The organism is Arthrobacter ramosus (assembly GCF_039535095.1).
GTDB lineage: Bacteria > Actinomycetota > Actinomycetes > Actinomycetales > Micrococcaceae > Arthrobacter > Arthrobacter ramosus.
This window is the reverse complement of the sequence record NZ_BAAAWN010000001.1, coordinates 4,839,653-4,864,406: the sequence shown is the minus strand read 5'-3', so window position 1 is coordinate 4,864,406 and position 24,754 is coordinate 4,839,653. Positions and strand designations below refer to the sequence as shown.

Annotated in this window: 17 protein-coding genes, 2 tRNA genes and 1 pseudogene; 12 read left to right on the top strand and 8 right to left on the bottom strand. The window is 61.5% G+C overall.

Going from position 1 to position 24,754, the window contains the following annotated elements; translation table 11 throughout:
- Positions 1 to 5,418: 5,418 nt before the first annotated feature.
- From ABD742_RS22440 to rpmH, 8 genes are all read right to left on the bottom strand, one after another.
- A complete protein-coding gene (locus ABD742_RS22440) occupies positions 5,419 to 6,606 on the bottom strand; it encodes a ParB/RepB/Spo0J family partition protein (protein ID WP_234752957.1) in 1,188 nt (395 codons plus the stop codon).
- A gap of 67 nt (positions 6,607 to 6,673) precedes the next feature.
- The gene (locus ABD742_RS22435; protein ID WP_234752959.1) at positions 6,674 to 7,729 is read right to left on the bottom strand and encodes a ParA family protein; all 1,056 of its coding nucleotides are present in this window, start codon (positions 7,727 to 7,729) and stop codon (positions 6,674 to 6,676) included.
- Between the two features lie 86 nt (positions 7,730 to 7,815).
- Entirely contained in the window at positions 7,816 to 8,466 is a 651-nt protein-coding gene (gene rsmG, locus ABD742_RS22430) for a 16S rRNA (guanine(527)-N(7))-methyltransferase RsmG (RefSeq protein ID WP_234752961.1), read from the bottom strand.
- 6 nt (positions 8,467 to 8,472) lie between these two features.
- The gene (locus tag ABD742_RS22425) at positions 8,473 to 9,048 is read right to left on the bottom strand and encodes a Jag family protein (RefSeq protein ID WP_234752962.1); all 576 of its coding nucleotides are present in this window, start codon (positions 9,046 to 9,048) and stop codon (positions 8,473 to 8,475) included.
- Positions 9,048 to 10,025 carry a membrane protein insertase YidC gene (yidC, locus tag ABD742_RS22420; protein WP_234752963.1) on the bottom strand — a complete coding sequence of 326 codons (978 nt, stop codon included), beginning with the start codon at positions 10,023 to 10,025 and terminating at the stop codon, positions 9,048 to 9,050. The genes ABD742_RS22425 and yidC overlap by 1 nt, the downstream gene beginning before the upstream one ends.
- A 17-nt stretch (positions 10,026 to 10,042) precedes the next feature.
- Complete coding sequence (gene yidD / locus ABD742_RS22415) at positions 10,043 to 10,441, bottom strand: membrane protein insertion efficiency factor YidD (RefSeq protein WP_372460961.1); 399 nt, start codon at positions 10,439 to 10,441, stop codon at positions 10,043 to 10,045.
- Positions 10,434 to 10,841 carry a ribonuclease P protein component gene (rnpA, locus tag ABD742_RS22410; protein WP_234752964.1) on the bottom strand — a complete coding sequence of 136 codons (408 nt, stop codon included), beginning with the start codon at positions 10,839 to 10,841 and terminating at the stop codon, positions 10,434 to 10,436. Before rnpA ends, yidD begins: the two co-directional genes overlap by 8 nt.
- A gap of 40 nt (positions 10,842 to 10,881) precedes the next feature.
- Positions 10,882 to 11,019: a 50S ribosomal protein L34 gene (gene rpmH / locus ABD742_RS22405; RefSeq protein ID WP_011776797.1), complete on the bottom strand. Its 138-nt coding sequence runs from the start codon at positions 11,017 to 11,019 to the stop codon at positions 10,882 to 10,884.
- A 465-nt stretch (positions 11,020 to 11,484) separates the two neighbouring features.
- On the opposite strand from rpmH, the gene dnaA reads away from it, so the two are divergent.
- From dnaA to ABD742_RS22345, 12 genes and pseudogenes are all read left to right on the top strand, one after another.
- On the top strand, positions 11,485 to 12,906 hold the full coding sequence (dnaA, locus tag ABD742_RS22400; RefSeq protein WP_234752965.1) for a chromosomal replication initiator protein DnaA: 1,422 nt from the start codon (positions 11,485 to 11,487) through the stop codon (positions 12,904 to 12,906).
- A gap of 535 nt (positions 12,907 to 13,441) precedes the next feature.
- Complete coding sequence (gene dnaN, locus ABD742_RS22395) at positions 13,442 to 14,566, top strand: DNA polymerase III subunit beta (protein ID WP_234752966.1); 1,125 nt, start codon at positions 13,442 to 13,444, stop codon at positions 14,564 to 14,566.
- A gap of 72 nt (positions 14,567 to 14,638) precedes the next feature.
- Positions 14,639 to 15,547: pseudogene (gnd, locus tag ABD742_RS22390) on the top strand (phosphogluconate dehydrogenase (NAD(+)-dependent, decarboxylating)); the annotation flags it as partial.
- Positions 15,548 to 15,570: 23 nt separating this feature from the next.
- Positions 15,571 to 16,764, top strand: coding sequence for a DNA replication/repair protein RecF (gene recF / locus ABD742_RS22385; RefSeq protein WP_234752968.1), 1,194 nt, complete (start codon positions 15,571 to 15,573; stop codon positions 16,762 to 16,764).
- Positions 16,751 to 17,305, top strand: coding sequence for a DciA family protein (locus ABD742_RS22380; protein WP_234752970.1), 555 nt, complete (start codon positions 16,751 to 16,753; stop codon positions 17,303 to 17,305). The genes recF and ABD742_RS22380 overlap by 14 nt, the downstream gene beginning before the upstream one ends.
- A gap of 396 nt (positions 17,306 to 17,701) precedes the next feature.
- Positions 17,702 to 19,777, top strand: coding sequence for a DNA topoisomerase (ATP-hydrolyzing) subunit B (gene gyrB, locus ABD742_RS22375; RefSeq protein ID WP_308193874.1), 2,076 nt, complete (start codon positions 17,702 to 17,704; stop codon positions 19,775 to 19,777).
- A gap of 63 nt (positions 19,778 to 19,840) precedes the next feature.
- Positions 19,841 to 22,576, top strand: coding sequence for a DNA gyrase subunit A (gene gyrA, locus ABD742_RS22370; protein ID WP_234752972.1), 2,736 nt, complete (start codon positions 19,841 to 19,843; stop codon positions 22,574 to 22,576).
- On the top strand, positions 22,573 to 23,268 hold the full coding sequence (locus ABD742_RS22365) for a DUF3566 domain-containing protein (protein ID WP_234752974.1): 696 nt from the start codon (positions 22,573 to 22,575) through the stop codon (positions 23,266 to 23,268). The genes gyrA and ABD742_RS22365 overlap by 4 nt, the downstream gene beginning before the upstream one ends.
- A 113-nt stretch (positions 23,269 to 23,381) precedes the next feature.
- Positions 23,382 to 23,455, top strand: a tRNA-Ile gene (locus tag ABD742_RS22360).
- A gap of 57 nt (positions 23,456 to 23,512) precedes the next feature.
- Entirely contained in the window at positions 23,513 to 23,629 is a 117-nt protein-coding gene (locus tag ABD742_RS22355) for a DLW-39 family protein (protein ID WP_234752975.1), read from the top strand.
- 72 nt (positions 23,630 to 23,701) lie between these two features.
- Positions 23,702 to 23,777 (top strand) — tRNA-Ala (locus ABD742_RS22350).
- A 67-nt stretch (positions 23,778 to 23,844) separates the two neighbouring features.
- A complete protein-coding gene (locus tag ABD742_RS22345) occupies positions 23,845 to 24,753 on the top strand; it encodes a DMT family transporter (RefSeq protein WP_234752976.1) in 909 nt (302 codons plus the stop codon).
- The last annotated feature ends 1 nt before the right edge of the window (position 24,754 follow it).

Genomic DNA, 24,754 nt, shown 5'->3' with positions numbered 1-24,754 from the left:
TCACGTGAAACATAGCTCATCGCTCGAGAACCGTCGAAATGCACTTTGGTGTTCGAGTTGGATGCGGACAAACAGCGTGACCGTTGGCGCTCGTGCGGTTTCACGTGAAACCTAGTCGCTGATCGTTGCGGGGGTTACAAGCACTGGCCACGCTGCCAGTCGGTTTTGATGGTGTACTCAACTTCGACTGGATTCCCACCACTGGCTCCGGAGACTGCAACTTCTTGCCGGCGACTTGGGAGTCATCTCCTGGGCGGGGGATGTCGGGTCACTCTTCGTTGAAGGTGTGGGGCGTCCTGGGGGAACCCTTCCATGTTTCACGTGAAACACCGTGCCAGCCTGAAGATCATGGACTTGCTTTGCCCGACGCAGCCTCGGTACGACTCGGCTGCCAGGGTTCTTCGCGAAGGGCCAACATCGGCCGGCCTGGTGCAGCGGCTTTGCACTGCACAGAACCCAGCCAGTCCCCTTCGGGGATTCGAATCCGTCAGGAAACCTCGCTACGTATCGGCGATGCAAGAGCAATTCGCCTTAGTACTCGCTTCCGTGACTGCACCTTTCAAAACGTATACAGACAGCGACCACGTTGACGCCCAGTTTACCTAGCCGCGCCCACCTTCGGCGCCGCCGAACGAAGAATTCACTTCTGCAACTGGTGTGAGTTATTTCACATCCCATGAGTCACCTTCCGCACTCGAGAACCCAGTCCGTCATCGGTGCGGTGACATCCGTACCTTTCGGACGCATTTCGACACTCCGGATACAGACAGAGTAGGTAGAAGCCCGCTGACTGGGGTTGAGCGCGGATGAGCCGCCCGCAGCTCTACGGCACAATGCTAATGCGAGGATTTACCCCCTGGCAGCTTGTTGACCCTTGCGGGCGGGCGCTGCGCCGATACATCAGGCCCAGTAGACCCAGGGGAGTGACAATTGGCGGTGCCAGCACCCACACGGGATGGATTGCGGCGTGGCGTAATCGACAACCCCACGCAAATCTGTCGGGCAGCCCCGGATTGTGGGGTCCACACGAAATAGATCGGCGCGCGGCCCAGAGGGCCGCCTAACGCGCGTTCGCAGGGCAGCTCGGATTGTGAGGCCAGCGAGAGGGCACCGGTACTGCATTCACTGCCCGCACGGCGACGCCCGGGAAAGAGGCAGGACTTCATCACCTCCCAATTCCCTCAGGGCGGCGATTCGGCGATTGAATCGCGATTGAGGGCGCGAACCAAGTCTGATCCTGGCGGTCAAGCTCACAAATACCGCGACCGATAGGCGGGTCATGTTCGCGAACCATCAAGCGGTCCGGCCCGAGTTGGCCCAGGCCACGTCCCCTTGAACCCATGGATACAGCGTCTAGCCGTAGCTCCTACGCCCGGAACTAGCTTGGAGCCGAGTTCGGGACGGCAGCCGACGCGATTCTGCACCGATGAGCATTGGCATGATATTTGACCCGGAATCACCGCACTGTAGCCGGCGCCCAGCTCACTCCGATCGAGCTACTGACCCGGACTTCGACAGGCCCCATTCCTACCTCCCCTTCGCGAGCCCCACTCTCCGGCTCTGACAAGAGCTGGCGCTAGAAGATTCGAACGCGGGGATGGGTGGACGGAGGCAGGTGATGGAGCTTCCCGGTTTGGTCCTGAGCGCAGGCTCACCCACACGTACCGAAGGGCGAGTTCGTATATGGGGGTGCGGGGCCCGATCATTCGTCACGCTGAAAATCGGGACGGCAATTCCAATGAGCGAGGAGTTCGCCGGCCGTGCGCCTGCGGATCGCCCACAGGTCTTTGCCCCTCTATGCACTGACGAAATCTCGACTCGGCACAGGCGTCCGCAGCTTCCATATCAATTGAAAGGGCGAGCCATTGCGCACTGGTCCTGCGGTCCGGGCACCCAGGTCGGCGACATACCCCTGTCACCATGTACAGAGTAGGCGAGCGTGTGGTCCGTTGGATGTCAGCACTGGGGCCTCGTCGTCCCAACGGCTACTTCCGCCTCAGTCTTGTATTGGTGTGCCTCTGCCGCTGGGTGGCCGCAGCGCGTCGTTCTCATCAGGTTAGAAAATATCTCTGCCATCGGCGGGCGCCGGGGCGGTCGCCGTTTCACGTGAAACATGACGAGACCACGGTGCCCAAACTCGATCACGCTGAGCTCGGGAGGCGCCAGAAATCCGGAGGCTGCTGACCAAGATACGGGCACTAGCACACAGCATGAGGCCGCCCTTCCGGGGAAGTCGCATCGGGGCCGCGAAGGATATCCACCGACGGGCCCAAAGTTATGCACATAGTTATCCACAGCGATATCCACCGTCAAAAATGACCGGTCCGAACATTTCCCCGAGCGTGGTACTGAGCACGTCCAGTCGGAACCAAGGCGGCGCCCAGACCTTCACATGGAATCAGACTTACCTTGGGGTCGCGAGTGCGCCCGAAAGCCTAGGAATCGTCCAAAATCAGTTCAAATCTTGGTGAGAGCGGCCAGTTTGAAGACGATGGCTATGTTTCACGTGAAACAGAGCCATCTAAGACAACGAGCACCACGCGAGTACCACCGCCGGCCGGATCGATCCTCGCTGAGTCCACACCGTCGACCCCTCAACCCGACCGACTTATCAACAAAGTTATCCACAGCGATATCCACCGTTGCTCTGCGACTTTTCAACAGCGGTTAGTCAGGGTCAAGAAGGTGTGGGCATCGCGCGAGCGGAGGAAATTTGTTTCTTCGCATGCCGAGAAGGCGCTCACACCGAGACTCGATTTTCCGCGACCGTCGGCGTCGAGGATCGTCGATAGTCCGAAGCGGCCTTCGGGACGTAGTGACTCGCGTAGTCTCAATGCTCCGACGATGACCAATCTAGAGCCTCATGCGGCCGCTTCCATGCCTCCAGAATTTGGATACCGATGTGAACAAGCAGGAGGTTCGCACGGACAGTTTGCACCAAGCGTGCCGCAGATCCGCCCGGCCAGATTCTGCCAGGCACGAGCGTCCCGGGTCGAGGCCAAATCCATATACGCCACGGACTGCGGTGTTGATGTCGCGTTCCCTACGAGTGGGTCGCCATTCAGCTTGCTTCGGATCAATCACATCGCAGACACACACGGGCGAAGCAAAGTGCAGTCGCGGCGGGAACGCGATCACGCGGGAGAGGGTACGACCGCTCAAAGCTCGAGGGGAGATGCAGGTATAACGCACCTGGCGGGCTAGCTGCTCTCAGCTTCATCCCAAACAATCTCGGCAACTGCCACCAATGACACAATCGACCTGTCCTCTTACCGGCGTGGCCGCCGGTCTCGGCTCCAACACCGACACCGCCACACGTTAGCCCCCGAGTCGCTCAGGACTAGAGGGGGACTGCGATCACGTTGTCTCTTGAACCGCTGGCAATACTGACCATCGATTCATGACGCCCGGCTGACTGAACAGGCTGGACGATTCCCCCACCGGTTCCGGACGGGCAGGAACGATCATCGACATGATGACGGAACACTTTGGTTCGTGCCAATCTAATGTTCAAGCCAATAGGGGATTAGTACCCGAGCGCTGGCCCCGGCCTCATGCCGCAGATGTCAGCGTCCAAAGGGAGGTCGGCGTCAGCTAGATCCGGACGCTGCAGTGGCGATCACCCGCAGTCCCGGACACGCATCAGCAACCAGGGGTGTGCAACCAGCAAGCACCCCACCTAGGGCTGCCTTGTCGCGGTTAGTTCCCGCCCCTCACTGTTCCCACCGGTCGGCGCCGGGTCGTGGGTATCCCCAGTTCCAGACGGCCAGGACGCCCTCTAACGCTGCACACAGTCGCGCGTACCCGCCACCGGAGCGACCCCGAGCACCGTTAGCGCCCGACACGAACAGGCGGTGGCTGGACCCCGGCTCACGCTGGAGCCAATTCGCCCTCAAGAAGGCTCGCCGAAAGTTCGATTCTCAATGTCAGGCACGTCAACTAGGATTACTTCCTGCCCTGCCGCTCGCATCGAATTGCTCCTATCGCCGAGTCTGGTACCAGTCCACCAAGAGGGAGATCAGGGCGAAGAATGGTGATTTCGAAGCTCGGGGAACAGAGGTGGCAAGACCTAGCCGTGCCTATCGCTACTAGGAGGACTCTCCTCCGTGTCTCGAACCGTAGGCGCCGCATTCCTTAAGATGCCTGATGGGGGCGTGGCAGAATGCCTGAGATCCCCTTCTAGGCGCTGAGTGGATAGAAGCAAGCCGAGAAACCATCAGCTTCTGAGCCGTCACGCAAAGCAGCGTCGCTGATCATTCACCTCGTACTGCGAGTCAACTACCAATTATCGAAGCATGTGCTGGTGAGTCGATCCCGGCCCGGCCTGCGGCGCACCGTTTCACGTGAAACAAGCCGAGTCGACCGTCCAGCCCAGAGTGACTGACAGACTGACTGACGTGTCCACGCCCTGGCCCAGCTCAGGCTCGACGGGCCCGGACGGCTGAGTCAGCTGTTTCACGTGAAACATCCGGCGCCTCCATTAGGTACAGGAGGCACTGATTTCCTTGGTCCAGCATGCTTGGGCAGTTACGTCGACCCTGGCTGAAGTTGAGGAACAGGGTCTGGACCTGTGCGGGTGAGAAGTGCGATTCGAACCTTCCTTAGGCGCTGTCCGCCAAACCCGCCTTTCGACGGCACGACACAAAAGAAGGAGAGTGGAAATCATCCGGGCGCCCAAACCAGATCCGCCAAGGATGGGAGATGCCCGTGTCGACCAGGAAGAATCTAGCGAGACCGCCGAAGTTCGAACGTTGGAGATCCAGGCGAACGTCAATTGAAGGCAGGCGAGCCTTGTTGTTTCACGTGAAACGCGAACACACATGCTCGCAAAGGAAGCGGGCAGCCTGCATCCCACGCTCAGCGTAGCTCGAAGTTGCACGCCACGGAGGCATGGTCCAGTCAGCTCGAACGGAAGCATTCGAGAGGGCCTTCAAGTGTCCTATCGCCGAAAGGAGAGCAAAAATAGGCCAATTTCATTGTGCGAACGAGAGGCTGGACTCCAATCTTCCTACCCTCCAAATCTTGTTCGCTTCACGTGAAACGCCTGATTTGATCCGCGACATCCCCGGTCGTTCCAAGCGCGAGAGTCATCGGACGCGACGTCCGGCGAGGAGCTCTCATAAAAGGATGGAGGCCACACCCCGCGTGAAGGCTTACGGACTCTTCAGGGCTAAGCGTGCCGGAGCGCTCCAGCTGCAGGAGAAGGGCCGCAACCGGCCACACGTGCAGTACAAGCAATCGATCTCAGATAGCTACCCACAGCCACGCACAGCCCCCGAGAGCGTCTGCACGGCGCTCCCTCAACGATAGACCTCGGTCGTGAATCGAACGATTTCCGCACACCCCTCGAGCAACTCCTAAATGAAAATGGGGCCTGCCTCCGCAGAAGCAAACCCCAATTCCGTAGAAATCGAGCGACTAGCCTTCATCTCCGGGAGACAAAACATCCATGATGCGGTTCAGATCTTCAACACTGGCAAACTCAATGCTGACTCGACCTTTTCGGGCACCCAGCGTGATCTTCACGTTCGTGTCCAGTCGATCGGAAAGAGAAGAAGCAAGATAGTCGAGGCGCTCATGGCGTGCATTGGGGCGCGGGATACTGTTCTTCGGCGGCACCGTAGGATCCTGGTACAACGCCACCGCTTCTTCAGTGGCCCGTACGGACATCCCCTCGGAGACGATCTTCTGCGCGAGGCGCTCCATCGCGGCTGCGTCCGGAAGAGCGAGCAATGCACGTGCGTGGCCGGCCGAGAGCACACTGGCCGCGACGCGCCGCTGCACGAGGGGAGGAAGTTTAAGGAGACGAAGAGTGTTAGACACCTGCGGCCGGGAACGTCCGATCCGATCGGCCAGCTGCTCGTGGGTGGTACCGAAGTCCTCCAGGAGTTGCTGGTAGGCAGCTGCTTCTTCCAGGGGGTTCAGTTGGCTGCGGTGGAGGTTCTCCAGCAAAGCATCGCGCAGGAGGTCGTCATCGTTGGTATCGCGAACAATCGCGGGGATGGTTTCGAGCCCGGCGGCCTGTACAGCCCTCCATCGCCGCTCACCCATCACCAGTTCGTACGGTTCTCCACCCTTTTCGGTTGAAGTACGTACAACAATTGGCTGGAGGACGCCTATTTCCTTGACGGAGTGAACCAGCTCCGCCATGTCGTCCTCATCGAAGACGCTGCGCGGTTGCTTGCGGTTGGGATGGATGTCCCCGACAGGGATTTCGGCGAAGCGCGCCCCGGGAACCTCGACTAGTTGGACCTCGGGCGATTCCGAGGGAAGCGACTCAGAAAAACCGTCATCGGTGGTAGCCTCGGCCCGCTCAGACGCGGTCGCGCCGTCATCGGCGGTGACCTTCGAGGCGGGCGACTTCGCAGCAGGAGTCTTTGCCGCCGTCGTACTATTGGACGAAGAGCCTCGTGAAGGCGAGCTCTTCGCTACTTCGGTTTCAGGCACCTCGGGGGTATCCACCGTCTCCTGGGCCTTGCGCGCCTCAGGGAAGAAGAGGTCCACTGGGCGGGACGTCGGAACGCCATTGCCCGATGCACCAGCCGAAGCGGAGCTGGGAATGAGAGCCCCAAGACCCCTACCCAGGCCTCGTCGCTTTTCGCTCATTAGTATGTCCCTCCGGTGGAATGGCAAGAATAGAGCCCGCCAAGGATATTGCAGTGATTAAGGAAGTCTAGCGCTCGGCGATTTCCGCGGCGGCTTCCATGTAGGACAACGCGCCGCTGGATGACGGATCGTAGGTCATCACCGTCTGTTGATAGCTCGGAGCTTCCGAGATGCGCACGGAGCGTGGAACCACGGCGCCGAGAACCTGCTCCGGAAAATGTTGGCGGACTTCGGAAGCCACCTGCGCGGCCAGATTGGTGCGGCCGTCATACATAGTGAGGAGGATGGTGGAAACGACCAGATCAGCATTGAGGTGCTTCTGGATCATTTCGATGTTCTTGAGCAGCTGGCTCAGGCCTTCCAATGCGTAGTACTCACACTGGATGGGAATGAGTACCTCGCTGGCCGCGCAGAAGGCGTTGACGGTCAGCAGGCCCAGGCTGGGCGGGCAGTCGATGAAGATGAAGTCCAGGCGAGCTTCACCGTTCTTCGCGCGTTCTTTCGAATACACATCGATTGCGCGGCGCAGGCGCTGCTCGCGTGCAACGAGGGAAACCAGTTCAATCTCAGCGCCCGCGAGGTGAATGGTTGCCGGCGCGCAGATGAGATTGGGAATATCAGGGCAAGGAGCCACAACGTCACGCAGCGGAAGGTCGTTGATCAGCACATCGTAAATACTGTCGACGTCGGCGTGGTGTTCAATACCAAGAGCCGTAGATGCATTGCCTTGGGGATCGATGTCGATCACCAGGACATTGAGTCCAGCGGAAGCCAAGGCGGCCGCAATGTTGACCGTCGTGGTGGTCTTTCCGACGCCGCCCTTTTGATTGGACACGGTAAAAATACGGGTTTTCTCCGGCTTGGGAAGCTCGCGTCCCACCAGCCGTTCGCGACGTCGGGTCTCGTTGGCGAGCTGGCGCGCAATGGGGCTGGAGTCGTCGATGGAGTCCATGACGTTGTCGTGTCCGACAATCAGCGTTTCACGTGAAACAGCGGCGTTTGCAACCGAATTCGTGCGCATCAGCGCAGATTCAAAGGACGCCGAGGGTGCAGCCATGGCCCGAGCCGACCCCAAGGAAATAAATGGCGGGATCCGCTGGGTGGAGGTTTCGCTACTGCCCACTGTCACACTCTCACTCTCATTCGGCTCTAGCTGCCGTTCTCTAGCTTAACCGCTCAGTTGCGGACACGCGGGACACAGCGCCGAAACTAAGTGATCTTCCGCTGTTTGTTAACGACGATCCTCACCACTGTGGTGGGTTCTTCCAAGAGCTCCTGCCCGCAAACCACAACAGACGTTTCCACGCCGCCGAGCCTGCGGATGACTTTCGCAGCTTGCTCAATCTCCTCGGCAGCACTGCGGCCCTTGATCGCAACCACTTCACCCTTGCCGTTAAGCAAGGGAATGGTCAAACCAGCGAGCTTGGAGAGGGCAGAGACAGCCCTGGCCGTGACGACGTCCGCGTCGACCATTCCCACTGCGAGCTCTGCCCGGGTGCGCATGACGGTGACATTGCCCAGCCCGAGGTCGTCCACCACTTCCTGAAGCCAAATGACGCGTCGCTCCAGGGGTTCGATCAGCGTGAGTTCAAGATCGGGACGTGCAATCGCCAAGCACAAGCCGGGAAGCCCGGCACCCGAACCGACGTCTGCAACGTGGCTGCCATGGGCTATTGCCGACTCGATGACGGCGCAATTGAGAACGTGCCGGCTCCACAGGCGGGGAACCTCGCGCGGGCCAATCAGCCCGCGCTCGGTTCCTGATGTCGCCAAATGTTCTACGTACCGCTGGGCGAGACCAAGCCGGTCACCGAAGATCTTCTCTGCCGCCTGGAGTTCGGCTGCCGTGATTTCAACCATGATCCGTTAGTCGGCCGAAACCACGATGTGGCGGCCAGCGCCTTCGCCCTCGGACTCGGATACGAAACCGAGGTCCGCAACAGCATCGTGCACAATCTTGCGCTCGTAGGCGCTCATAGGTGCAAGCGCAACAGAGGCGCCGGTCTCCTTGACCTTCGCGACGGCGTCTTCGGCAATCTGCTGCAGATCGCCGGCACGTTCCTTGCGGTAACCGTTGATGTCGAGCACCAGGCGGGAACGGCTCTCGGTCGCCGACAGCACGGACAGGCGAGCAAGTTCCTGAAGGGCTTCGAGCACTTCACCGTCGCGGCCTACCAGGCTCTCAAGCCCCTCGGAGTCGTCTTCGGCCGCGATGGAGATGTAGGTGCGGCCGTTGCGAACCTCAATGTCGATGTCGCCGTCGATATCGGCAATGTCGAGGAGTTCCTCAAGGTAGTCTGCGGCGATATCGCCCTCTTCCTCGAGGCGGCTCACGGAAGTGCCCCTGCCGGCAGCAGCGCCTTCTTCGGAAGTTTCTTCTGTGGCTTCTACCAGTTCCCCGGCGGCAGCGGCCGTTGCCTCTTCGGTGCTTTCAACAGACATTACTTCTTCTTCCTGTTCTTACGTTGTGGCTGGATGCGCTGCTGTGCCTTGACCTCGACGGCGGCCACTTCGGCAGCGACGTCTGCGTCCTTCTTACCGCCCAAGAGGGAGTGGGACGGCAAGCCCTTGGCGGCGCGACGCTCAGCAAGCGCCCTCGCCGCGGGGGAACCCGGCGTCGGCATGCGGCGGATGACAAAGAACTGCTGGCCCATGGTCCAAAGGTTGGTGGTGGTCCAGTAGATGAGCACACCAATCGGGAAGTTGATGCCACCCACACCGAAAACGAGCGGCAGGATGTAGAGCATCATCTTCTGCTGGCGCATGAACGGGCTGGCCATCGCCTCTTCGGACATGTTCTTGGCCATGATCTGTTTCTGGGTGATGAACTGCGACGCCGTCATGGCCAGGATCATCACGATGGAGAGGACCCACACGATCGTCTGATCGGATCCGGGGAGACCACCGCCGTGAAGCAAGGAAGCCGAGAGCGGTGCGCCGAAGATGCTGGATTCGTCGAACTGCACCACCTGGTCGTGGCTCAGGGCGCCGATGCCGATACCGCTCTGGCGGGCCTGGGTGATACCGGAAAGCACCTGGAACAGCGCGAAGAAGAACGGCATCTGGATCAGCATGGGCAAACAAGCGGAGAACGGGTTGGTTCCGTGCTTCTTGTACAGCGCCATCTGTTCCTGCGCCATCGCCTGGCGGGAGAGCTGGTCGGTCTTGCCCTTGTACTTCGCCTGCATCTTCTTCAGGTCAGGCTGAAGCAGCTGCATGCCCCGCTGTGCCTTGATCTGCTTCACGAAGACAGGGATCAGGGCGGCACGGATCACCAGCACCAAGCCGATGATGGACAGCGTCCAGGTCCAGCCGTTCTCCGGCGGCAGGCCAATGAAACTCAGCCCGTCGTGGAACCCCAGCATGATCGCGGACACTAGCCACTTGAACGGGGCCAGAATTGTTCCAAAGATGTCCATACGTTTTCCCTATTTCCTCAGGCCGCTGTGCGGCGACCGTCTTCATCAGACCACACAGCCAGGAACTGGTCCGGGTTGTTCAGTACAACAATTGTGGGCGTCTGGCCTTCGGGCCAGTGACGATGTCCGGCGGGGACGTGGTCCACGCCGCCGGCGTTCCAGGGGTGGCAACGCGCAAGGCGCCGCACTGCGAGCCAACTTCCCTTGACGGCACCATGTACCGTCACCGCTTCGAGGGCATACGCCGAGCAGGATGGGAAGAATCGGCACACCTGGCCGTACAAGGGAGAGATGATCCTGCGATACGTCTTCAACAAGATGATGAGGACGTTGCGCGGCAGCTCCCACAGAAATTTTCCGAGGATCCCCGGAGCGACTCTAAAGAAGCGGACGACGGCGGCGTTCAGCTCATGCACGCGGTGTCCCTTCCGTTGTGGTGCCCTGGGTGGGCGAAACAACTCGCGGAGAGGATCCGCCGAGCCGTTTCGTGGTTGCCGCCAAGGCGGCGTTGTAATCCGTCAGCAGCTGGTCCCAGCTCGCTGTCGCAGCCGCGGGCAACGCCCGGACCACAACAGCAAGACCCGTGCCATGCCTATTCAAAGACAAAGCACCTGCTTCTCTCAGTCTCCTCTTAACGAGGTTCCTGGTCACAGCGTTCCCGACAGCTTTGGAAACGATGAAGCCGATGCGGCTCGGTTCTCCGGCACCAATAGATGCCGTATATAACACTAAGTTCCGGCGTCCATTGCGGACGCCGGAACGTACAGTTGTTGAAAAGTCGGTAGAAGTCCGTAGACGGTTACGGGCGGCTAGCACCTATTAACTCGCTTGGAAGGCTGACCGACGAGTCAGTTATTTAGGCCGACAGTTCGACGCGGCCCTTGCCACGACGGGCGGCCAGGATGGCACGGCCGGCACGGGTGCGCATACGAAGGCGGAAGCCATGCTTCTTGGCCCGACGGCGGTTATTCGGCTGAAAAGTCCGCTTGCTCACGTTAGTTACTCCAGTGGATCAAAGGTGCGCCCACCCGATCAAAAGGGGAAGAACTGGCCGACGCTAAGTTTATTGAGTATCCGCCGCCGCCCAACGCCGGATTTACCGGAGATGCGGGCGGTCAAAAAGCGGACACATAGGACTTCACAACGTTAGGGCAAAAAGACCCTCCAGGTCAAACCGGGAGCCGCAGTGCCCGCTATCCCCAGCTGTGGCTAACTACCCCCGCCAGCCTGTGGATGAAGTGGCTCACAGACCCCGTTTCAGAACCACAACGGTGTAATTATCCACAAGCTTCTTCCCAGCTATCTTCTGGAGTTTCCATCCCCTAGAGTGTCTCAGTAGCCGATTATCCACGGACTGTGCATAACCCTGTGGATTCGGTTCGGAATCCACGCCCTTTGATCGGCCACGGACCTTCGGCTGCCGCAGTCCAGGCAAGCAAGCACTCGAGGGAACCAATTGATGACGGTAGACGAAGCCAACCACGCCAACACGGTCGGAAGTTCCTGGCGGCGGGTGCTGAGCCTGCTGGAACAAGACGATCGCGTCACACCCCGGCAGCGTGGTTTCGTCATCCTTGCGCAGGCGCAAGGCCTCATCGGCTCCACCCTTCTGGTGGCCGTACCCAACGAGCTCACCCGCGAGGTTCTCCAGACGCAAGTCAAGGACGCCCTCGATGACGCCCTCCGCAGCGTGTTTTCCGACGACATCCGGTGCGCGATCGACGTCGACACGGATCTGGTGCCCATCCACGAAGAGCCGGTGCCCGCCGTCGAACTCTCTTCCGCGAACGACCTGGCCGTCGAACTGAAGCCGCAGCCCACACCGCCGAGTACTTCGCACGAATTCGGCCGGCTCAACCCGAAGTACGTCTTTGACACCTTCGTGATCGGTTCTTCCAACCGCTTTGCCCATGCTGCGGCGGTCGCGGTCGCGGAAGCACCGGCCAAGGCTTACAACCCGCTGTTCATCTACGGTGATTCCGGGCTCGGCAAGACGCACTTGCTGCACGCGATCGGCCACTATGCCCGCCGTCTCTACAGCGGCATCCGGGTACGCTACGTGAATTCCGAAGAGTTCACCAACGACTTCATCAACTCCATCCGCGACGACGAAGGCGCCAGCTTCAAGACCACGTACCGCAACGTCGACGTGCTCCTGATTGACGACATCCAGTTCCTGGCGGGCAAGGACCGGACGCTCGAGGAGTTCTTCCACACCTTCAACGCCCTGCACAACAACAACAAGCAGGTGGTCATCACCTCGGACCTCCCGCCCAAGCAACTGGCCGGCTTCGAGGACCGCATGAAGTCCCGTTTCGAATGGGGCCTGCTGACCGATATCCAGCCGCCAGAACTCGAAACCCGCATTGCGATCCTCCGCAAGAAGGCCCAGAGCGAGGGATTGTCCGCCCCCGACGACGCCTTGGAGTACATCGCTTCCAAGATCTCCAGCAACATCCGCGAGCTCGAAGGCGCGCTGATCCGCGTCACTGCGTTCGCCAGCCTCAACCGCCAGCCCGTCGATGTGGCCCTCGCCGAAATGGTGCTGAAGGACCTGATCACCGACGACGGCGCCCAGGAGATCACGGCCGACCAGATCCTGAAGCAGACGGCCGAGTACTTCAAGCTCAGCATGGAAGAGCTTTGCAGCAAGTCCCGCACGCGCACCTTGGTGACCGCGCGGCAGATCGCCATGTACCTGTGCCGCGAGCTCACGGACATGTCCCTGCCGAAGATCGGCCAGGAGCTTGGCGGCCGCGACCACACCACAGTGATCCACGCCGACCGCAAGATTCGCGAACTGATGGCCGAGCGCCGTGTGATCTACAACCAAGTGACTGAGCTAACCAACCGCATCAAGCAGCAACAACGCGATTCCTGACTCACTCCCTCGAGGTACTACATACCTTATTAACAGGCACATGTGGATAAGCCTGTGGATACTTAAGGGGACAAGCACGGTTAATGGGCTTAAAACCCTTAAGCCGTCTGTGGATCGTTAAAAACGGGCCTGGGGGTTATCCACGTCCACACCCTGTTTAAAACCCCTGTCACCCACATATGGTGAACAGGGCTTAACCGCGGAACTGCGGGTCCAGGGGCGGTTATCCACAGTTTCCACAGGGGTTATTAACACTACTAATCCCAAAAAAATGAATTCCCTCAAATAACAATCTCCTTCCGCCCACCCAACGCCGCAGCCCGTGGCTGCTTCGAACCACAAGCCAGCAGGCCGGGGATGGGTTAATGCCCGAAGTTCCGGCTAAGCTGTCTGCATCGCGTCCATCCTTGGCGCTGCTTTGTAGTTCGCTCGCTGCGGACCATGCAGCTTTCGGGTTCCGGGCGCTGGTTTTCGGGGCTCCTGGGGGAGTTTCCGGTGGAACACTGGCAGCAGCAATGAAAGGCGGCACCCTTCCGTGAAGTTCAGAGTCGAGCGGGATGTCCTGGCAGAAGCCGTCACATGGACAGCCCGGTCCTTGTCTCCGCGGCCGCCCGTCCCGGTACTCTCAGGTCTCCTGCTCAAGGCAGAAGCCGGAACAGTGAGTCTCTCGAGCTTTGACTACGAGACCTCCGCGCGCCTTGAGATTCCAGCTGACATCACCACCGAGGGAACCATCCTGGTTTCCGGGCGCCTTTTGGCAGATATCTGCCGCAGCCTCCCATCGGCTCCTGTCGAAATCGAAACCGATGGCAGCAAGGTCACCCTCACGTGCCGTCGAAGCAGCTTCCATCTCGCCACAATGCCGGAATCCGAATACCCGCCGCTTCCGGCGCTTCCCGCCATCAGTGGAACCTTGCCCGGCGACGCCTTCGCCCAGGCTGTTTCGCAGGTCATCATCGCCGCAAGCCGGGATGACACCCTGCCGATCCTCACCGGTGTCCGGATGGAGATCGAGGATGACATGATCACCCTCCTCGCCACGGACCGTTACCGCCTCGCCATGCGAGAAGTACCGTGGAAGCCCGTCACCCCGGGAATTTCCACGAGTGCCCTGGTGAAATCCAAGACCCTCAACGAGGTAGCCAAGACCCTCGGTAGCAGCGGCGACATCCATCTCGCCCTCGCCGATGACGACAGCCGGCTCATTGGCTTCGAAAGCGGCGGGCGCACCACCACTTCCTTGCTCGTCGACGGCGACTACCCCAAAATCCGGTCCTTGTTCCCGGATTCCACGCCGATCCACGCAACGGTCCAAACGCAGGAACTCGTTGAAGCCGTTCGTCGCGTGTCCCTGGTCGCCGAACGAAACACGCCGGTTCGCCTGGCGTTCACGCAGGGCCAACTGAGTCTCGACGCCGGTACCGGCGAAGACGCGCAGGCATCCGAGGAACTGGAAGCCCAGCTCAGCGGTGAAGACATCACGGTGGCGTTCAACCCGCATTACCTCGTGGAAGGCCTGAGCGTGATCGAGACCAAGTTCGTGCGCTTCTCCTTCACCACGGCGCCCAAGCCGGCCATGATCACCGCGCAGGTTGACGCCGACGGCGATGACAAGGGCGACTACCGCTACCTCGTCATGCCCGTCCGCCTCCCCAACTGACTGGCAGTAGTTGTCGTTCCGGGCTCCCAAAACGACAACAACTGCGAGTCAGTCGGGTCACTACCAAAACAACCAACGCAGAAAAGAGTTCACACGGTGCACATCGGACTGATCGGCCTTGGAAAAATGGGTTTCAACATGCGCGAACGCATGCGCAAGGGCGGAATCGAGGTCACTGGTTTTGACCGCAATCAGGACATCGCCGACGTCGCATCCGTTGACGAACTGATTGCTGCCCTTCCGACGCCGCGCCTGGTCTGGGTCATGGTTCCCTCCGGCGACATCACCGATGCCGTGATCAGCGAACTCGGCGAGAAGCTTTCTGCCGGTGACATGGTGATCGACGGCGGCAACTCACGCTTCACCGAAGACCAGAAACACGCCGCTTTCCTGGACTCCAAGGACATCCGCTTCGCCGATTGCGGCGTGTCGGGAGGCGTCTGGGGCCTGCAGAACGGCTACGGACTCATGGCAGGCGGCGCGGACGAAGACATCGAACTGGCCATGCCGGTGTTCGACGCCCTCCGCCCCGAAGGCGAACGCGCCGACAGCTTCGTCCACGTCGGCGGCGTGGGAGCAGGCCACTACGCCAAGATGGTCCACAACGGCATCGAATACGGCCTGATGCAGGCCTACGCCGAAGGCTACGAGCTGCTCGCGGCCAAGGACATCATCAAGGACCTGCCCGGCACCTTCCGGGCCTGGCAAAAAGGCACCGTGGTCCGTTCCTGGCTGTTGGACCTCATGGTCAAAGCCTTGGACGAAGATCCGGGCCTGGCCTCCATCGGGGACTACGTCGAGGACTCCGGCGAAGGCCGATGGACCGTTGAGGAAGCCATTGCCAACGCGATCCCCGCCCCGGCAATCACCGCCGCGCTCTTCGCCCGCTTCTCCTCCCGCGAGGACAACTCGCCGGCCATGAAGATGGTGTCTGCGCTGCGCAACCAGTTCGGCGGACACGCCACCCGTCCGGCCAACTAGGCCCCGGTCGACCAGCAGTACGCGTGTACCTCGAACATCTTTCGCTGACCGATTTCCGCAGCTACGCGCAGGTTGACCTCAAGCTCGGCCCCGGTGTCACGGTCCTGGTGGGGTTCAACGGCATCGGCAAGACGAACCTCGTGGAGGCCATCGGATACCTGGCCACCCTGAGTTCACACCGTGTCAGCACGGATGCGCCCCTCCTGCGCTTCGGGACGGACCGCGCGTTGATCCGGGCGAAGCTAGTCCGCGGGGAACAATCGACGGTGGTCGAGCTCGAAATCAATGCCGGCCGTGCCAACCGTGGCCGGATCAACCGCGGAAATCCTGTACGTGCCCGAGACATCCTGGGCATTTGCCAGACGGTGCTTTTCGCCCCTGAGGACCTCGCCTTGGTCAAGGGCGATCCGTCCAACCGCCGGCGCTTCCTCGACGAACTGCTGGTGAGCCTGATGCCGGTGCACGCGGCGACCCGCAGCGACTACGACCGCGTGCTCAAACAGCGCAACGCCCTGCTGAAATCGGCCCGCACCGGCAAATTCACCTCGGGCCACGAAGCAACGCTCGATGTTTGGGACCAACACATGGCGCGGGCCGGCGCGGAACTTCTGCATGCACGGCTGGAACTCGTGGAACGGCTCCGACCCCACCTCAAGAGTGCTTACGCGCAGCTGACGGATGGATCCAAAGAAGCGGGCGCGGTCTACCGCTCCACCATCCAGGGCGTGTTGGACGACGACGGCGGTCCCGCCGACGGTCTCCCTGACGGTTCGGAGGGGGTTGAGGACCTTCGCTTGCTGTCCGTGGAGCAACTTACCGAGCGCTACGTCCAGGCCTTCGCTGCCTCGCGCCGCAGGGAGTTGGAACGCGGGATTTCCCTGGTCGGACCCCACCGCGACGAACTCGAACTGGTTCTGGGCCAGGCTCCGGCCAAGGGCTATGCCTCCCATGGTGAAACTTGGTCCATGTGCCTCTCCCTGCGCTTGGCCTCGTACTACGTCATGCTCGATGACACCCGCACCGGCGGTTCCGCCCCGATCCTCATCCTCGACGATGTGTTCGCCGAACTGGACGTCCAGCGCAGGCGTAAACTGGCTGCAATAGTGGCCGGCGCCGAACAGGTTTTGGTGACGGCCGCCGTCGACGCCGACATTCCCGAGGAATTGGCGGGGCGACGCGTGAAGGTTGTGCCCGGAGGCATTGATGGAGAAGGATAGCCCCGGCGGACGCCAGCCGGGCAGGGACCCTGACGAGATTGACGCTGCCCAATCAGCTTTGAATCGGATGCGCGAAGCGGCGGCCGCGCGGGGCGAAATCCGCCGCGCTGCCCCGCGGACGGGCGCCGCTCCTAAACGCAAGGGCGTCCGCGATACCCGCGGATTCAGCCAATTCCACGGCACCGGCCGGGATCCGCTTGGCTTGGGGAAAGTCGTCGGGAGGCTCGTGGCCGAACGGGGCTGGACGTCTCCGGTGGCCGTGGGTTCCGTGATGGCCGAGTGGGATGCCTTGGTGGGACCGGAGATTTCCGCGCATTGCACCCCGGAGAGCTTCACCGACACCACGCTCCATGTCCGCTGCGATTCCACCGCCTGGGCAACGCAGCTCAGGCTCCTGAGCACCAGCCTCCTGGACATGTTCCGAAGGGAACTCGGAGACGGAGTGGTGACGTCCATTCAAGTGCTCGCGCCCACCGCACCGAGCTGGCGCAAGGGCGGCCGAAGCGTCAATGGGCGGGGCCCCCGGGATACCTACGGGTAACTTCCTCGGCACCCGCGTCAGCGGATTTGCTTGAACGGCGCACAGGGGCGAGAAACCTCCCCGGACCGTACAGCTCCCTAGAGGTGCCGTTTTGGCGGCTTGCAGATGGGGCCAGCGGCCTCCCAGAGCTAGTTTCCTGAGCATATGGGCCGGGTTTTGCAAGGAACTGCGCCCAGTCACGATAGAATCGGCATAGACAACTGGGCGCCGGTGAACGTTGATTGGCTCCGCTGAACAGCACTTGTAAAAGCGGATCCGCCAATGACGAAGTAGCCGGCGTTAGCAGTGACGTCCCTGTTGGCGGCTGCCGTATCCCTGTGGTGTGTCCTGACGGACGTGCTTTCTTGGTGCGGTGACGGCTGGCGACCATCGAACACGGAGGAGTCGAAAGCGCCTGTGGCTAACGACAATGCAGAGACCTTGGCAGTAGATCCCGCGAAGGAGAACGCCCATAAGCCTGACACACCCTCGGGGTCCAAGGAGTACGGTGCGAGCGACATTACCGTTCTTGAGGGTCTCGAAGCGGTGCGTAAGCGCCCGGGTATGTACATCGGATCCACAGGCCCGCGTGGCCTCCACCACTTGGTGTACGAAGTGGTGGACAACTCGGTGGACGAGGCCCTTGCCGGGTACTGCAGCCACATTGAAGTGACTCTCCAGGCCGACGGCGGCGTCAAGGTCGTGGACGACGGCCGTGGCATCCCGGTGGATATGCACCCCACGGAGAAGAAGCCTACCGTCGAAGTTGTCATGACGATCCTGCACGCCGGCGGCAAGTTCGGCGGCAGCGGCTATGCCGTGTCCGGTGGCCTCCACGGCGTCGGTATTTCCGTTGTCAACGCACTTTCGCGCAGGGTCGACACCGAGGTGCGTCGCCAGGGACACGTTTGGCGGATGACCTTCGCCGACGGCGGCAAGCCACAGGGTGGGCTCGTCCAGGGCGAAGCAACGGACCAGACCGGAACGTCCCAGACGTTCTACCCGGACGGCACCATCTTCGAGAGCACCGATTTCGATTTCGAAACCCTCCGCGCGCGATTCCAGCAGATGGCCTTCCTCAACAAGGGCTTGCGCATTACCCTCACGGACGAGCGCCCTGTCGCAGGAGCAGGCGACGATGACCTGGATCTTGACGCAGTTGTCACCGACGGCGAAGTGGCGGCAGAACACCGGACGGTGGTTTACCAGTACAACGACGGTCTGCTCGACTACGTGAAACACCTGAACTCGAACAAGAAGGTGGACATCGTCCACGAGGACGTCATTGCCTTTGAAACCGAAGACACTGAGCGGCACATCGCCGTCGAGGTCGCGATGCAGTGGACCACGGCCTATTCCGAGAGCGTCCACACTTACGCCAACACCATCAACACCCACGAGGGCGGCACCCACGAAGAAGGTTTCCGTGCCGCGATGACTTCCCTCATCAACCGCTACGCGCGCGAGAAAACCATCATCAAGGAAAAGGATGACAACCTCACCGGTGACGACATCCGGGAGGGCCTCACAGCCGTCATCTCGGTGAAGTTGTCTGAACCCCAGTTCGAGGGCCAGACCAAGACCAAACTGGGTAACTCCGAGGTCAAGGGCTTCGTCCAACGGGTGGTCACCGACCAGCTTGGCGACTGGTTGGAACGAAACCCCGGCCCGGCCCGCGACGTCATCCGCAAGGCTGTCCAGGCCGCCCAGGCCCGTATGGCGGCCCGCAAGGCACGCGACAACGCTCGTCGCAAGAGCCCGCTGGAATCCTTCGGCATGCCGGGCAAACTGTCCGATTGCTCCTCAAAGGACCCCGCACGCTGCGAGGTCTACCTCGTGGAGGGCGACTCCGCCGGCGGTTCGGCCAAGCGCGGACGCAACCCCGAGACCCAGGCCATCCTGCCGCTGCGCGGCAAGATCCTGAACGTGGAGCGGGCACGCCTGGACAAGGCCCTCGGCAACAACGAAGTCCAGTCCATGATCACGGCCTTCGGAACCGGGATCGGTGAGGACTTCGACATCTCCAAGCTGCGGTACCACAAGATCGTCCTGATGGCCGATGCCGACGTGGACGGCCAGCACATCACCACGCTGCTCATGACGTTGCTGTTCCGCTACATGCGTCCGCTGATCGAGAACGGCTACGTCTACCTCGCCCAGCCGCCGCTGTACCGCATCAAGTGGTCGAACGCCCCTCACGACTACGTCTACAGCGACCGTGAACGCGACGCCAAGCTGGTCTCCGGCCAGGCCGCCGGCCGCCGGATCCCGAAAGACAACGGCATCCAGCGCTACAAGGGACTCGGCGAAATGGACTACACCGAACTCTGGGACACCACCATGGACCCGGACCACCGCACGCTCCTGCAAGTCACCATGGACGATGCCCTGGCGGCGGACCAGACCTTCTCCGTGCTGATGGGTGAGGACGTTGAATCGCGCCGGAACTTCATTCAGCAGAACGCCAAGGACGTCAGGTTCCTGGATATCTAGAGACTTCAAAGCCCCTAGGAATATTCCAGTACTGACATATACCTGAAACGGAAATCATAAACTATGAGTGAAGAAACACCCGAGGTTCCCGCCGAGTCGGCCGGCATTCCGGAACCCGTACTTGAGGGCGATGTGCTGACCGACCGCGTGGACCAGGTCGATCTGCAGACGGAAATGCAGCGTTCCTACCTGGACTATGCCATGGCGGTTATCGTTGGCCGTGCGCTTCCGGATGTCCGCGACGGCCTGAAGCCCGTCCACCGCCGAGTGCTCTACGCGATGTTCGACGGCGGTTACCGCCCGGACCGCTCCTTCAACAAATGCGCCCGCGTGGTGGGCGAGGTCATGGGCCAGTACCACCCGCACGGTGACACCGCGATCTACGACGCCCTGGTCCGCCTCATCCAGGACTGGACGATGCGCTATCCGCTGGCGCTGGGCCAGGGCAACTTCGGTTCCCCGGGCAACGACGGCGCCGCGGCTCCGCGATACACCGAGACCAAGATGGCCCAGCTGGCCATGGAGATGGTCCGCGACATCGACGAGGAAACCGTCGACTTCCAGGACAACTACGACGGCAAGAACCAGGAACCCACCATCCTGCCGGCGCGTTTCCCCAACCTGTTGGTCAACGGCTCCTCCGGCATCGCCGTCGGCATGGCCACCAACATCCCGCCGCACAACCTGCGCGAAGTCGCCGAGGGCGTGCAGTGGTATCTGGCCAACCCGACGGCCAGCCGTGAAGAGCTGCTTGAGGCGTTGCTCGTGCGCATCAAGGGTCCGGACTTCCCGACCGGTGCCACCATCCTCGGCCACAAGGGCATCGAGGACGCGTACCGGACGGGCCGCGGCTCCATCACCATGCGTGCCGTTGTGAACGTCGAGGAACTCCAGGGCCGCACGTGCCTGGTGGTCACCGAACTTCCGTACCAGGCAAACCCGGACAACCTGGCGATCAAGATCGCCGAACTGGTCAAGGACGGCAAGATCCAGGGCATCGCGGACCTCCGCGACGAGACGTCCGGCCGCACCGGACAGCGACTGGTGATCGTGCTCAAGCGGGACGCCGTGGCCAAGGTGGTGCTCAACAACCTCTACAAGCACACCCAGCTGCAGGACAATTTCGGTGCCAACATGCTGGCGATCGTCGACGGAGTACCCCGTACCCTGAGCCTGGACGCCTTCATCCGGCACTGGGTGGCCCACCAGGTGAGCGTCATTGTCCGGCGGACACGCTACCGCCTGCGCAAGGCCGAGGAAGAGGCGCACATCCTGCGCGCACTTCTCAAGGCCCTGGACATGCTGGACGAGGTTATCGCGCTCATTCGCGCCTCCAACACCACCGAGGCTGCCCGGGATGGCCTGATGGGGCTGCTGGACATTGACGAGCTGCAGGCGCGCGCCATCCTCGACATGCAGCTCCGCCGCCTTGCCGCGTTGGAACGGCAGAAGATCCAGGACCGGCACTCCGAGCTTGAGGCCATGATTACGGAGTTCAACTCGATCCTGGCCTCCGAGCAGCGCCAGCGCGACATCATCAGCCAGGAGCTGGCTGAGATCGTGGCCAAGCATGGTGATGACCGCCGGACCCACATCCTCATGGGCTTCGACGGTGACATGTCCATGGAAGACCTCATCCCCGAGGAAGAAGTGGTGGTCACCATCACCCGCGGCGGATACGTCAAGCGCACCCGCAGCGACAACTATCGTTCGCAGCAGCGAGGCGGCAAGGGCGTCAAGGGTGCCCAGCTTCGCGGCGACGATGTCGTCGAGCACTTCTTCGTCACAACCACGCACCACTGGTTGCTTTTCTTCACCAACCTGGGCCGCGTGTACCGGGCCAAGGCGTACGAGCTTGCCGAGGCCGGCCGTGACGCCAAGGGACAGCACGTGGCAAACCTGTTGGCCTTCCAGCCGGACGAGCACATCGCCCAGGTCCTTGACTTGCGCGACTATGAGCAGGCCCCGTACTTGGTGCTCGCCACCAAGAACGGCCTTGTGAAGAAGACGCGCCTGGAAGACTACGACACCAACCGCACGGCCGGCGTTATCGCCATCAACCTTCGGGATGAGGACGAGCTTGTCTCGGCGCAGCTTGTGTCCGAAACCGACGATCTTCTCCTGGTTTCCCGCAAGGGCCAGTCGATCCGCTTCACGGCCACCGACGAGGCACTGCGTCCCATGGGGCGCGCCACCTCGGGTGTGACCGGCATGAAGTTCCGTGAAGACGACGAACTCCTCGCGGCCGACGTGGTCCAGGACGGCTCGTTCGTGTTCGTGGTGACCGAAGGCGGATACGCCAAGCGCACCGCCGTCGAGGAGTACCGGCTCCAGGGCCGAGGCGGCCTGGGCATCAAGGTGGCCAAGCTTCAGGAAGAGCGAGGCGACCTTGTCGGTGCGTTGATCGTCAACGAAGAAGACGAAGTCCTGGTGGTCATGGAGGGTGGCAAGATTGTCCGCTCCGCCGTGGCCGGTGTTCCTGCGAAGGGCCGTGACACCATGGGCGTCATCTTCGCGAAGCCTGACAAGAACGACCGCATCATCGAGGTGGCCCGCAACAGCGAACGCGGCCTCGAGGAGTCCGACGACGATCAGGGCGAGGGCACAGACGACGCCTCAAGCGTCAATAGTGTCGAAAATCCCGCCGGAGGAACGTCCGAGGCGGACGATGACGTAACGTTGGCTGCAAACGGCGGCGCCGATCAGGCGACCGCGACGGCCGAATCGGGATCGGCCGCAGGATCCGGTAATGGGTCCGGCGTCGAGCTGAACGAAGACAACACCGGAGGTAACGAGTGAGCAATTCGGACTCATATCCCAAGCCGAGTACGGGTGTCCCTGGAGGATTGCGGCAGCCGTCGGCTACTCCGCGGGTAGACGCACCGGCCCGTCCCCAGCAGCGCCCTGTGGCATCCGCTTCGGGTGCGGCAGGAACTGGCGCGGAGAGGGTCCCGGGTCAGCGCCCGGCCGTTCCCGGTCAGCGCCCGGCCGTCCCAGGCCAGCGTCCCGCAGGAACGCAGCGCCCGGCGGGTCAGCGTCCCGCCGCGCCCGGCCAGAGGCCCGTGCAGGGCCAGCAGCGCCCCGCCCCCGGGGCTCCAGGGCTTGTGAAGCCGGCACCCAAGGCGAAGGTTCGCCGCGCCCGCCTGCTCGTCAGCAAGGTTGATCCGTGGTCTGTCCTGAAGATGGCGTTCCTGTTGTCCGTTGCCTTGGGCATCGTGACTGTGATTGCCGCAATCGTGCTTTGGACGGTTCTGGACCTCACGGGCATCTTCAACCAGGTGGACAGCCTTCTGGGCACCCTGGCAGGCTCGGAAAGCGGTGGCTTCGAACTCAAGAAGGTCGCTTCGCTCGGACAGGTCGCCTCTTTCGCCACCATCATTGCCGTGGTGAATGTTGTGTTGCTGACTGCCCTGTCCATGCTGAGCGCCGTGCTTTATAACATTGCCGCAACACTCGTGGGCGGCATTGGCGTGACCCTCACCGACGACTAACCCAAACGGTCGGAAATTGAGGGAAACTGCTGGAAAACAGTGGTGAAAATACCTCGATTTGAGATCGGGCCGGGATGTGCTGTAAAGTCATGTCTCGGCCCGAAGAGGTATCGGGGCGTATAGCTCAGGCGGTTAGAGCGCTTCGCTGATAACGAAGAGGTCCCAGGTTCAAGTCCTGGTACGCCCACGGAACCTGCACAGGTTTTGCTAAAGGTTCAGGAAACTGAACCGGAACGGGGTGCATGTGAAGAAGTTGCTCGTAGTTGCAGCTGCGATCGCAGGCGTCCTGCTCTACAGGAAAGTGCAGGAATCCGAAGCCCGGAAGACAGTCTGGAGCAAGGCAACCGACACGGTTGACTAGCAAAGACGCCCGGTCTGGAGATGGTGCAAACCATCGAAGGAACTAGGGTATTATGGACGGGTTGCTTCTTATGGGGGCATGGCGCAATTGGTAGCGCACCTGCTTTGCAAGCAGGGGGTTCGGGGTTCGAGTCCCCGTGCCTCCACCATAAGAAAGAGTCCCGGTCAGAAATGACCGGGACTCTTTGCGTTAAGCCGCCCCACTAAGGTTGAAATGTGAACTTCATTGTTGCTGCTTTGGGTGTGCTCGGCGTCGCATCATCCGGACCCCTCATCGCCGGAACGCTTGGAGCTACCTCCGTCACGGCACTGGCTATCGCCTTCTGGCGCAACGCAATCGCCGCCGTCGTCATGGCCTCGCCGGTCCTGATCCGCGAGCCGCGCCAGTTCCGCAAGATCACCCGCAACGAGTTCACTTGGTCCGCTGTCGCAGCAGTGGCGCTGGCCTTCCACTTCGCTTGCTTCATCACCGCGCTCCAGCTCACTTCGGTCGCGGCCGCTACCGCCCTGGTGTGCCTGCAGTCGGCGTGGATCGCCGTTTTCCAGCTTCTCCGCGGCACCAGGCACCGTTGGCCGGTTCTGGTTGGCCTGGGTATCGCGCTGGGCGGCGTCGCGGCCATTACGGGCTTTGATATGGGAACTTCCCCTAAAGCCCTCATTGGTGACATCCTGGCCCTCGCCGGAGGTGCCCTGGCCGGCCTGTATACCTTGGCCGGAGGCAAAGCCCGCCAGAGCATGGGCATTGGAACGTACACGACGCTTTGCTACGGGATCTGCGCGGCCATCGTCGCCGTGCTGGCCCTCACGAGCGGCCAGCCGCTTGTAGGGTTCGACGCCGGCGGCTGGCTGGGGATCGTGGCCATCACCGTGTGCGCGCAACTAGTCGGGCACACCGCGTTCAACCATCTCCTGGCGACCATGAGCCCGCTGCTGGTGTCCATGATCATCCTGTTGGAGATTCCGGGCGCAGCCCTTCTCGCTGCGGTCTTCCTGCACGAAACCTTGCCGGCCGGTACCTACGGGGGACTCGCCTTGATCCTGGTTGGACTCGCCGTCGTCGTCGCTGGTCAGCGGCGGGGCAAGGGCGACGCTGAGGGCAAGATCGCCGAGCTCGGTGCTGACTGAG